The sequence below is a fragment of the Sulfurimonas sp. genome, assembly GCF_014859695.1.
Classification (GTDB): Bacteria; Campylobacterota; Campylobacteria; order Campylobacterales; family Sulfurimonadaceae; genus Sulfurimonas.
Window position 1 is genome coordinate 1 of record NZ_JACUTS010000061.1, and the last position, 10,702, is coordinate 10,702.

General features: G+C 37.1%; 13 protein-coding genes. 11 read left to right on the forward strand and 2 right to left on the reverse strand.

Annotated elements, in window-relative coordinates; genetic code table 11:
* Positions 1–78: 78 nt before the first annotated feature.
* Complete coding sequence (locus IBX42_RS09420) at positions 79–864, reverse strand: restriction endonuclease (protein ID WP_294932192.1); 786 nt, start codon at positions 862–864, stop codon at positions 79–81.
* 14 nt (positions 865–878) lie between these two features.
* Positions 879–1,079: a helix-turn-helix domain-containing protein gene (locus tag IBX42_RS09425; RefSeq protein ID WP_294932195.1), complete on the reverse strand. Its 201-nt coding sequence runs from the start codon at positions 1,077–1,079 to the stop codon at positions 879–881.
* A gap of 122 nt (positions 1,080–1,201) precedes the next feature.
* Between IBX42_RS09425 and IBX42_RS09430 the strand changes: the two genes are divergently transcribed.
* The 11 genes from IBX42_RS09430 (at position 1,202) to IBX42_RS09480 (ending at position 10,660) form a co-directional block, all read left to right on the forward strand.
* A complete protein-coding gene (locus IBX42_RS09430) occupies positions 1,202–1,537 on the forward strand; it encodes a hypothetical protein (RefSeq protein ID WP_294932198.1) in 336 nt (111 codons plus the stop codon).
* On the forward strand, positions 1,534–1,770 hold the full coding sequence (locus IBX42_RS09435) for a hypothetical protein (protein WP_294932202.1): 237 nt from the start codon (positions 1,534–1,536) through the stop codon (positions 1,768–1,770). The genes IBX42_RS09430 and IBX42_RS09435 overlap by 4 nt, the downstream gene beginning before the upstream one ends.
* Positions 1,771–1,994: 224 nt before the next feature.
* Positions 1,995–2,390 carry a hypothetical protein gene (locus tag IBX42_RS09440; protein WP_294932205.1) on the forward strand — a complete coding sequence of 132 codons (396 nt, stop codon included), beginning with the start codon at positions 1,995–1,997 and terminating at the stop codon, positions 2,388–2,390.
* Positions 2,391–2,623: 233 nt separating this feature from the next.
* On the forward strand, positions 2,624–2,848 hold the full coding sequence (locus IBX42_RS09445; RefSeq protein ID WP_294932208.1) for a hypothetical protein: 225 nt from the start codon (positions 2,624–2,626) through the stop codon (positions 2,846–2,848).
* Between the two features lie 127 nt (positions 2,849–2,975).
* Positions 2,976–3,215, forward strand: coding sequence for a hypothetical protein (locus IBX42_RS09450; protein WP_294932211.1), 240 nt, complete (start codon positions 2,976–2,978; stop codon positions 3,213–3,215).
* Between the two features lie 166 nt (positions 3,216–3,381).
* Complete coding sequence (locus IBX42_RS09455; RefSeq protein WP_294932213.1) at positions 3,382–5,526, forward strand: hypothetical protein; 2,145 nt, start codon at positions 3,382–3,384, stop codon at positions 5,524–5,526.
* Entirely contained in the window at positions 5,526–5,948 is a 423-nt protein-coding gene (locus IBX42_RS09460) for a hypothetical protein (RefSeq protein ID WP_294932216.1), read from the forward strand. Before IBX42_RS09455 ends, IBX42_RS09460 begins: the two co-directional genes overlap by 1 nt.
* 74 nt (positions 5,949–6,022) lie before the next feature.
* Positions 6,023–7,126, forward strand: coding sequence for a hypothetical protein (locus IBX42_RS09465; protein ID WP_294932219.1), 1,104 nt, complete (start codon positions 6,023–6,025; stop codon positions 7,124–7,126).
* On the forward strand, positions 7,119–8,252 hold the full coding sequence (locus IBX42_RS09470; RefSeq protein ID WP_294932222.1) for a zonular occludens toxin domain-containing protein: 1,134 nt from the start codon (positions 7,119–7,121) through the stop codon (positions 8,250–8,252). Before IBX42_RS09465 ends, IBX42_RS09470 begins: the two co-directional genes overlap by 8 nt.
* Positions 8,253–8,383: 131 nt before the next feature.
* A complete protein-coding gene (locus IBX42_RS09475; RefSeq protein WP_294932225.1) occupies positions 8,384–9,784 on the forward strand; it encodes a replication endonuclease in 1,401 nt (466 codons plus the stop codon).
* Positions 9,785–10,660: a site-specific integrase gene (locus IBX42_RS09480; protein WP_294932229.1), complete on the forward strand. Its 876-nt coding sequence runs from the start codon at positions 9,785–9,787 to the stop codon at positions 10,658–10,660. It begins immediately after the preceding gene.
* Positions 10,661–10,702 lie beyond the last annotated feature (42 nt).

Genomic DNA, 10,702 nt, shown 5'->3' on the forward strand with positions numbered 1-10,702 from the left:
GTCCCTATTTTAGGGGGTTTTGAGAGTTTTTTGGTGCGGTCGGGGGGATTTGAAAAATTACACCCTGTTTTTTCTTCTTTAAAAGTACTTGAAAGTGCTTGAAATAGGGGCTTTTTCGTCTTTCATTGGTATTACGATATATTCTATCTTCTCTTTGTGCTGCTCTAGAAACTTTTTTGCATTAAAGTCTAAGATATCTTCTGAAGTAATGAAATATCTTTTGATTGTTGTCATTGCAAAGGCTGGGTAGTCCTCTAAGTATAAAGCAACGTCACCAATAAACTTTCTTAGATCATCTTGCTTTATTGTGTTTCCTGATTCCTTCTTCCAGTGCTTCGCTTGTATGAAAAGATTGATTTTATTTGCTCTTAAAATGAGATCTATGCCTCTGTCTTTTCTTCCGTTTTTTATTCCGTTGTCGTGTGCTATATATCCCTTTTCTTCAAAGTATTCTTTTAAAAATATTTCGTATATGTCGCCTTTTTCTTTTTTCTCTTCATTGGTCATTTTTTTTTGATTGGTTTCTCTTATGCTCGTATTGGTTTTGTAAAGATTGGTTTTATCTTCTTTAGGTATTTGCTTTTTGATGTTTTTGCTTTCTTTAATGATCTCTTCTTTTAAAAATATGTTTTCTTTAATTTTTGAATCCCATACAATGATCTCTACTTTGTTTACTTTGTCAAATTCTTGTTTCCCGCCATTCGTGGTGCCTAGTCTTGTAATTTTCCAGTTTTCCCCGTCTTTTATTGCCCATCTTAGTTTTTCAAAAATTTTATTCATTTGTCTTGCGGATAAATTGAAGTGCTTGCCTATGGCTGTAGCTTTTAAATATTGGCTATTGTTGTTTTTAAAAATATTAAACACTTCTTTTCTCCTTTTTATTTTAGTTTTAATTTTCCGCTGCTTGCTGCGTTTTTCAATTCTTCTAACTTCTCTAAATGTCTCTTTGTTTCTTCTATGCTTTCATCTAGCGCCAAACCTTGGTTTATTAGTCTTATTAGATCAGGTTTTTCTTTTTCCCAATTAGTTAGCGTTTGCCTTGTTGTTCCCAATAGGTTCGCTAGTTCTTCTCTCGTCAAATTATTTTCCTTTTTTTACAATAATTGTATAATATTTTCCTATTTTTAAGCTGCGCTAAAGGTATTAGATTATACAATATACATAGATTTAGTAAAACTATTTTACATTTAGGAGTGACACCATGACAAAAATCGAATCCAAAACTAACTTTGACCTCTTCTCTTTCGCCTCTGATAACAATGATGAGAAAATTGCGGATGTCACTCCTCGACGTTTAAAAGCGTCTATGCCTTCTAATAATACCAAAAATTATATGAAGCTAACTCCAAACCTTATCAATTATGAGCTTGCCTCCGTCGCTCTAAGCATCGAAAACATCAAAGAAGAGCTGACCTTTGAGAACTCTTCCCCTAAAAAATACCGCGACACTGTACGCATTGAAAGACTCTCAAAAATGCTTTCTATCGCTGAAAAAAAACAGTCTGATTTACTTGATCTTAAAAGGTTAGCAGCATGAGAACTGTAAACATTTTAAAAGAGATTGCATCAGGTAATTTTGTCACTGTCAAACATGAAGATAATTTAAACACTTTGTGTATGCAATATGGAAGATTTCATCTTATCGGTGAAACAGAATCAGATTTAAAAAAGTTTGATTCGTTCTCTGATCTTTTGGATTATTTGAAAACTTCTGAATCTGATTTAAAAGTCGTTTCTGTTCTAAATTCTGATTGGGATGATGAATCATGACCCCCTCACAGCTTCATAATATCTTTGCATTGTTCGCAGACTTTATAGTCTATCCCTGCAAACAAACAAGAGCTGATTTTATAAAAGAGATCAACGCTTTGATGCTTTCAGATTAAATTTTAGGAATATCCGCGCCTTATAAAGACGGCTCACGGGTGACTGTCACTCCCCCGTGTAATAAATCAGGAGCAGACAAAATTCAACTATCACTTAAGGAGTGACACATGGCATTAATTCAAGAAGGTTTCGTTGTATCTTACGAGGTTCTAAAAGTTGGCTCTATCAAGCCGGGCAGATCAGGCGAGTTCGAGGGTAATTCTTATCCAGCGTCTCTTAAATTTAGATCGGTAAATATCTCCGAATCAGAAGACGACGTTGTAGGACTTCGTGAGATAGAACAAATCATTGAGTTTAGCATTCCTTGTGAAAGTGAAATGGTAGCGACAAACGTGGCGGAAGTTGTCAGAAAAGCGCGCAACAATGGCGAGATATTTTCCATTCGTGGCGGTATCCCTCAAAAGCAAACGGGTGCTGATATCTTCAAAGTCAAATCAATTGTAAGCGGTACGGACTTTCTAAAGTCTATGACTAGCTCAAAAGCTTCACCAGTTAAGGCATAAAAGGGTTGTCTGTTAGCTTACCAGCATCGCAGATAGAGCGGAGCGTTGTGAGTAAGGGTATTTTCTATCTGAAAAAAGTTTAGTCGAAGTTTAGCACTTGCCAGACTAATCCCATGAGAGAGAATCTCTCACTATATACCGCTCTTTAAAAAGTAATTTGTTCAGGGAACGCGTGCGCCCTAAAGACAGCTATCTCTCCGTGTCATTTACACGGTACTAAAAAGGGGTTTTCTATGAAGAAAATCAAAAATACGTTTAGTCGTTCTAAAGCGGCATTGGCTGCTACGGGTGTTCTTGTTCTTGGTGCCGTTGAGGCTGTTGCTGCTCCGGTAACTCTTCCAGTTGGTGCTGATACTGATATCACATCATCTATCACTAACGGTGGCGATTTTGCTCTCCTTGCTGTTCTTGCAGTAATTGGTTTTGGTGTCATCTTTAAGATGGTCAAAAAAATCTAACAAAGGTTTGAAATGCTAAGTATTGATTTTGATTCTATGTTGTTTATCTTTGGAACAATGACGGGTTTTTATGTCAGTATCTTAGCTTTTCAGCTTCTTATTTCAATGATAAAAAAGGTTTATAAAAATGATTAAGATTTTGATAATTTTTACAGCTCTTTTTGTTACTTCCGCTTTTTCTGCTTGTGACGGTTTGAGCGTTTACGATACGCAAACGGCACTTTATAGCCATGAGTGTGCTTCTCTTTATTTGAATATGAGCCAGCAAGATCATAGCTTTCAAATGGCTCTTGCCGGACAGCTTGCAGGTTTTACTTTTATGTTCGTTACGCTCATGTTTCTATTTCTTATGGGGAGACGACGATGAGGATTTTTTTCTTTCTTTTATTCGTCCTGATCTTTCCCGCTTTTGCGCTTGAGATCATCCCTATTACTGATGATAACACTTTAAATTATTTCTTTTCTATTCATTTTTATTTGCTTTTAATGCTGTTTTCATTCTTCGCACTTATCGCGGTGTTGGTGTCGTCGTTATGAAAAAAATTATTTTTGCTTTTTTTCTTTCTGTATCTTCTCTTTTTTCGGAAGATTATATTAATCCTAGTACTTGTGAAACTCTTACCCCCACTGGTGGAACTGCAACTGCAATGATCGAATACCTTCCTTACATTTGGTCAGCAACAGAAGCTCATGCAATAGAATTTTGTCCAATGATGGTCGGGCAAGATAATCTTTCTGGACGCGTTGCTACTGATGTCGCACTTTCTTGGACTGGAAATTGGTCAAATTATGGCAGTGCATTAAGATGTTCACTAGTTGTTTCAATTTCAACAACAATTATCACGCCCCCACCTACTATTTGCCCTGACGGTCAATCATATAATATGGAAACTTGCTCCTGCCCTGAACTTATCTCATGTCCTGAAAACACAACTAAGTATGAGTATACGTGTTACCCGACTCAAACAAGGGTATTAAACAATCCTGAAGTACCTGGCGTAAACGTTTACAAATACGCAGACGGCTCGACTCAAGCTTGTCATGCTTCTTTGGGCTGGTGCAAATCTTACGATTTAAACGGTGGCGAGATCATTCCAAATCTTCCCGTAACTCTTCCTGATGGTACGCAGCAGATTTTTAATACATCTGGCGAATCCATAACAAATAGGTTTTTGCAAATCGGTGGTCTTGCTGTTGCTGTTGCGGGTGGTGCTGTTGCTGTTGTTGGATCGGGTGGACTTGCCACGCCTGCCGTCGGTGCTGGTATTGCTGCAACTGCTATTCACTTGGGTCTTTTTTCTACCGGTGCAGGCGTTTACGGTGATAACGTTTATACTTTTAATGATGCTGAAACTGACAACGTTTCAAGTACATCGGAAAACGCTATCAAAATTCATTTAGATACTTTTCAAATTCCTGCAAATCTTCAAACAACAACCGCCCCGGACGGTTCACCTGTCCAAAAAGTGGTCAATCCTGACGGCTCTACTCAAACGGTAACTGTTACCGAAACGGCTGTGATTTCTACAACTAAAAAAGCTGATGGTACAACTGAAGAAATTACAGTGCCTAAAGAGGTTTTGACAACTCCTGTTACTTCAAATGATTTTAAAGAAACTAACAATATTGTGCCTTTCACTTATACTCAAACGGTTTCAAATCCTACGGTAATAAAATCAGACGGTACAGCCGTCACGGGTGCGACTTCTACCGTTACCGCTGTTCATAATCCCTCAAACTCAACTTCAAGCACTTCGGCAACTTCAAGCACCGGAACAACATCAACAAGCACAAGTTTAGGTACAACATCAACCGCCACGGGTACGACAATTTCAAGCGATGGAACAACGCAAACGACTGAATTTAATACAAAGCCGATTACTGACCGACTAGATCAGATTATTACTCAAAATACCTTGACAAATAACACGCTTTTAAAAACAGATCAGACTCTTACAAAAGTGGATACAAATATAGAAAAACTTGTCGAAAAAGCAACTGAACGAAACGAAAAATTAACAGATATTGAAAAAGCGATTAAAGATATTAACGCAACAACTGATATGACAAAAACAATTGAAGCTATTGACGCGGTTAAAAATGCTGTTTCTGATCTGAACTCAACGATCAAAGAAGGTGCAGAGGGTGTTATAACTTCAATCGGTGACCTTAATACTACGATTTCATCCGGTAATGCAGGAATAGCAGCGCTTCTATCTGATATAAACGCTTCTTTGAACAAAGAAGAAAATTTATCAGAGACCGAAGGGGGTTCGATCACTCCTGACGATACACCTACTGAAGCAGAAGAGTTTTTAAAAGAAATGCTTTCTACTTCTGCTCATATGTCTAATTTTCAAGAAGCCTTGGACTCGGGTGATGGTATGTTTGCTGATTTTGTTGATTTCGGTACAAATTTAAAAGCCGATTATGACAATATGAAGACTACTTTTGAATCTACTAAAACCAAACTTCAAACGGGGGTAATTATTGCGCCTCCTGTTTCTTTTGATACTTGCGCTGAAACTCTTACGATTGGTGGTACGACTCACACGCTTGATCTATGTGCAAAAATTTCGCCTTATAGCTCTCTGATTTATTCTATTGTTTATCTTTTTGGGTTGGTGAGTGTTTTGATGTTCGGTGTTTTAACTTTTCTAAAAATGGGGGGTGAATAATGCCTGTTCCGATTATTGCAGGTGTGTTCGGTATTGGCGCACTTATCACAGCTGCTACTGCTTGGATTACTAAACAAATTGCCCGCATTGCTATTTTTTTTCCTGTTCAGCTTTTAATTACGATTACCGCCTGGGCTTTTTACTTAACTGTTTTTTATTTTGCGGTAGATATTTTTACCACTCTTTACAATACTATGACAACTGTTTCCGAAAAATTTACAGAAACAACAGGACAGAGCGGAATTATTTTCAAAGTTGCTTCTGCATCGGGTGCCCTTGGTGCTGTCATTGATATTTTCAAACTATTTTTTACAATTATTCTGATGCTGTTTGAATACAAATTAATGCTTTATGTTCGTACCCTTGGAAATAAGGCGCAGGGTTATTATACGTCCTTAGGTTACGGATTATTAGGTAAATAAAAAGGGGTGACACCGTGAAAAAATCTTTCTTGATCTTAATGCTTTCTCTTTCTCTTAGCGCGGATTCTTTAAAAATGAATATCCACGAGCTGGCGCAGCTTGTGAGCGATACAAATAAGATCAATATTATCCTTGACCCAAAAGTCGATATCTCCCGCAATTTTTACTTTTATTCTTCTCTCACTTCAAAAATTAGTTTAGAGTCTTTTTTGATTATTTGTGAGTCTAACGGTTTTGAGCTGTCAAACTTTAACAGTATCTATTATTTGACGCTTAAAACTGCCGAACCTCAAAAATATGATTTTCTTACATTTAAAAATATTCCCTTCGATGATCTTCTGAAATTGGCTGCATTTTTTGAAGTCTCATTGGTTAAAGTCGGTGTAAATAAAGTGATTGTTAAATATCTAAAAAAAGAGAGTTTTATAAATTTTAAGCGTTTTGTTGATTCTGTATCTGCTGTTAAACAGATCTTTTTAGAGGGTGAGATCATTAGCGTAAATGAAACAAATCTTAAAGATATCGGGATTGATTTTGCTTCTATCGCATCGAGCATAAAAACGATGGGTTTTTTCGATACAGGCCTATTTACAAATATCAACAATAACAAAGAGGTCCAGGCGCTTATCAGTTCTCGCGGTCTTGCTGGTGGTCTTGGTGATATTTCCCTTTTTATCAATCTACTTAAAGAGACCGGGCAGGCCCGTGTAGTCACCCGTCCAAATATGACGGTAATGAATGGCGAAAAATCAATTTTCTTATCCGGTCAAAAAATTCGGATTGTGGCAAGCTCTACGGACTCGCTTCGACCTACCGGCGAATATAGTTCTAAGAAATTTGAAACGCTAAACGTCGGTCTTACTCTTTCATGTGCTGCCGATATCTATGACGGCCACGCTATTTTAGATTTTAATTTCGAGGTATCCGATCTTCAAGAATATAACCCCTCTTTAGGCTCTTTGGTCACTACCACAAAATCCTATATTTCAAAGTTTGATATCAAAAACGGTGAACAGATGATGCTCGCAGGGCTTACCACGTCCAGCACAAATCAGTATAACGCTTCTATTCCTATCCTTGGCGATATTCCGCTTCTTGGCTCTCTCTTTGATCACACAGTAGATAAAAAAGAGGATATCAGTTATCTGATTTATTTCAAGGCGGTGATAAATGATTAAGTATATAAATGGCATTTTAGGCGGGGGGAAAACTGTTCTCGCTGTTTCTTATATTTATAGCCTCGTGCCAAACAATCAAATTAAAAATCCTATCCTTAAAGACCCTGATTATAATGGCGACTATATAAAATGCTATACAAACATCAGCGGTTTAAATACAGAAGATTTTAACGGTGCTTTGGAGTTTTTAAATTTTGATATTATCAACGCTTGCGCGCTGGTTCAGGCCACACTTCTTGAAGAGTCAAAGCATATTGAATCCATTGACACAGCACTTAATAAATTTTGGGACGATGTGGCTGCCTCTGTTCCTTATGAAGAGATAGAGACAGATTTTGACATTGCGCCTATCGGTTACCTCTATAACGAGATTTTAGGTTTTCGCTTTAATCATGTCTTGATCGTTATAGATGAGGCTGCTGATTATTTTGATGAACAAAAAAAATATCTCGCTAAATGGTTTAACTATTCTCGGCATCTTTTCCAAGATATGATCTTGATACAGAACGATCTCTCTCAAATTACGACCTCTTTTAAAAATGACAAAACAATAAAGCATTTTATTCAAGCTGCTGACGCTTCAAATCGACTACACCCCTCTCTTTTCAAATACGCATATTTTGAAACGTCGAGACAATCAAAAGCCTCAAAGCCCTCTATTAAAAACGTATGGATTCCAAAATGGATTTTTTCAAAATATGATAGCGGTAAGGTTGAAGCTGCTGTACCAAAAATTTATATTTATGCTTTCGGGATGCTCTGCTTGATTGGTATGATGATCTATATGCTCGGCTCACTGTTTGGCTCTCCCGATGCTCCGTCTCCAGCTACACAAGCAATAAACTCCGCCAATAATAAAAAAATAGAACCTGCTTTAGAGCCGGATGAGTCTATTGATAGAGAAATTGCCTGCTTTAAATGCAGCGCTGCTTCTTGCATTTATAAAAATGACATTTTCACTTTTGAAAAGTTTAATTTTTACAAAGAACGCTTCAATATGGAGCTTGTTTATAAAAATAAATATTCATCCTTTACAGATTTTTGTTTCGAGTCCGACAAAGGCTTTTTTGATATGTATCTTCCGCCTCCCGATAATAATAAGACGAAGATTTCAAAGTTTTTCTAAAAAGCTTTAAGCCTACGCCTAACGCTGCCAGCGACAAAACGCGCCAGCGTTTTTCGCTTAGGCGTTAGGCTCCTTGTCAATTTAACAAAAGTTTACAGATTTCAAACACAAATAAAAAACAGGAGTGACAGATGAAAAATTACGGTTTAACGAAACATGATCTTCATTACGTTCAAAAGAAAATTGATTTTCAAAAGCTATATTTAGAAAATTCAGTGTTTACAACTCAAAGCGGTCAAGTTAAAAGTTTAATGGATGTTTCACACAGTGCGAATCATTCAGTAAGATACTATGCACAGCTCGTGAATAAGATCAATACCATGACAGACTATACTAATACGCTCGGATTGACTCCTGTGTTTGTTACGGCTACGCTAGATGGCTTCTATCGTGATCTTTTGCATGATTGCGACAATAGCAGATTTTTAGAGCATAAAAACACTTTTGAGGATTTAAAAGAAGTTTCAAGAAAATCAGATGAGCAGAAAGAGTTATACGACCGCGCGAAATACGTTTATAAAAAAATCCCTGATACTCCTGAAACAAATTATCTCCGGTCCCGAATTGAGAACAATGAGCAGATCACTGTTAAAGACCTCTACAACGTTTTAAATTATCAAATGAAACTCTTTCTAGCTTCTGCTCCGTTTAAAGAAATGCGTAAAGCTGGTATCAAATATTCATATATTAGAACTGTGGAGCCACATAAAGACGGCATCCCGCATTTTCACATGATGTTTTATATCGCGCCAAAATTTGTAAACGATGTTAAAAGTCAGTTTGTAAAGTCTTTCACCGCTCCGCGTAACGCTGAACCTTTGAAAGGTTGCATTGAGGGGCAGTTAGAGTGCTTCCAATGGAATATTAATAAACCCTCGGCCTATGTTCTCAAATATGTCACAAAGTCGTTCATGGACGTTAAAAATCAAAAAGAGATAGATTATATTCAAGCATGGTTCATCCATCACCGCATCCCGCGCTGCGTTACTTCGCATACCATAGTGCCGCAATGGGTATTCCAAAAAATCCAGCCTCTTGAATCGGATTGGTTCTATCTAACGGATATTGCGAACGCCCCGGGCGCGTGTTGCGAGTGGTCAAAAGAAGATGATTACTTTAAATTCATGGATATTTTCTCTGGTCGTACGCTTGAATATAATCGTGGTGTATATAAAGTTTTTTACGGCAATACCGTTGTGAAAGAGTTTGGCAGCACAAAAGATGAAAAGAAAGTTTATGATCGCTTTGAAAAAGTGCCTACGCAGTGGACTCAAAAGACTAAAAACGATTTTATCCCGCTTGTGATCGATGACAAAAATCTTCTTTATAAAGATGGTAAGATTTTCGAGCCTGCTTCTAAGTCTCCACTGTATATGAAAAATTATGAGCTGTATCACCATTATCTAGAGATTGACAAAAAAATTGACACGGTTAATCTTCATCACTACGGCTTAGTCAAAAACGAGCTTATTAATCGCGGTATGCTTTTTGGTGAGACTCTTCCGCTTGACTCTTATAATGGTCAGTTTTAAGTGACTATCAATCATTATTGTGAGGTTTATCTAACGATAAAGAAAACAGAATTAAAAGCATCCACTTATGCAAAATACGAGGGGATTGCAAATAACAAAATTCTGCCTCACTTTAATGATCGTGATATATCTACAATTAAATCTTCAGAATTAAGAATCTGGCTGACTAAGTTTAGTGATAAATCTTCTAAATCTCTCCGTCATTATATATCTGTTCTTACTGGCATCTTCAAAGAAGCCTATTATGATGAAGTCATTGAAAAAAATCCTTGTGAATTTATCCGCATTCCAAAACTCACTACTCAAACAATCTATCCTTTCACTTCGGAAGAGGTCGACTTGCTTATCAGTTCTGTCGATAATTTCAAATTTAAGCATTATTTGCACATCGCATTTTATACGGGTTTGAGATCGGGTGAAATTATTGGACTCAAAAAAGAGGATATTGATTTTGAAAGGCAGTTGATCTATGTTAAACGTTCCCGGGGTCGCTTCGGTGAATCAACGCCAAAAACTCAAAGCGGTATAAGAACGATTCCCATATTTGATATTTTATTGCCGCATCTTCATGAGCTTTTTAACTCTCATGATAAAGAGTATCTTTTTATCACTCAATCTGGTGCGCCATATGTGCATAATGAAACCTTTTACAGCAAGCATTGGCTTCCGCTCTTTGACAAAGTAAAAATTCCATATAGACGACTTTACAACACGCGCCACACTTTTGCGACTATGATGCTCTCGAAAGGTTACATCACTCCTCATAAGCTCGCTCAGATTTTAGGGCATCGAGATAGCCAGATGGTTCATCAGGTCTACGCCAAATTTTTGAATGATGGGAAATTTGATTTTAAGATGGATTTAGAGCTTTATTAGTTGTATGGGGATTTTTTGATTTTTTCAGAAGGTCTTTGAAAG

Excerpts from the sequence above, each read along its gene's own strand:
- IBX42_RS09465 (WP_294932219.1), top strand. The coding sequence starts at position 6,023 with ATGAATATCCACGAGCTGGCGCAGCTTGTGAGCGATACAAATAAGATC.
- IBX42_RS09435 (WP_294932202.1), top strand. The coding sequence starts at position 1,534 with ATGAGAACTGTAAACATTTTAAAAGAGATTGCATCAGGTAATTTTGTC.
- IBX42_RS09475 (WP_294932225.1), top strand. The coding sequence starts at position 8,384 with ATGAAAAATTACGGTTTAACGAAACATGATCTTCATTACGTTCAAAAG.
- IBX42_RS09460 (WP_294932216.1), top strand. The coding sequence starts at position 5,526 with ATGCCTGTTCCGATTATTGCAGGTGTGTTCGGTATTGGCGCACTTATC.
- IBX42_RS09450 (WP_294932211.1), top strand. The coding sequence starts at position 2,976 with ATGATTAAGATTTTGATAATTTTTACAGCTCTTTTTGTTACTTCCGCT.
- IBX42_RS09445 (WP_294932208.1), top strand. The coding sequence starts at position 2,624 with ATGAAGAAAATCAAAAATACGTTTAGTCGTTCTAAAGCGGCATTGGCT.
- IBX42_RS09440 (WP_294932205.1), top strand. The coding sequence starts at position 1,995 with ATGGCATTAATTCAAGAAGGTTTCGTTGTATCTTACGAGGTTCTAAAA.
- IBX42_RS09455 (WP_294932213.1), top strand. The coding sequence starts at position 3,382 with ATGAAAAAAATTATTTTTGCTTTTTTTCTTTCTGTATCTTCTCTTTTT.
- IBX42_RS09430 (WP_294932198.1), top strand. The coding sequence starts at position 1,202 with ATGACAAAAATCGAATCCAAAACTAACTTTGACCTCTTCTCTTTCGCC.
- IBX42_RS09470 (WP_294932222.1), top strand. The coding sequence starts at position 7,119 with ATGATTAAGTATATAAATGGCATTTTAGGCGGGGGGAAAACTGTTCTC.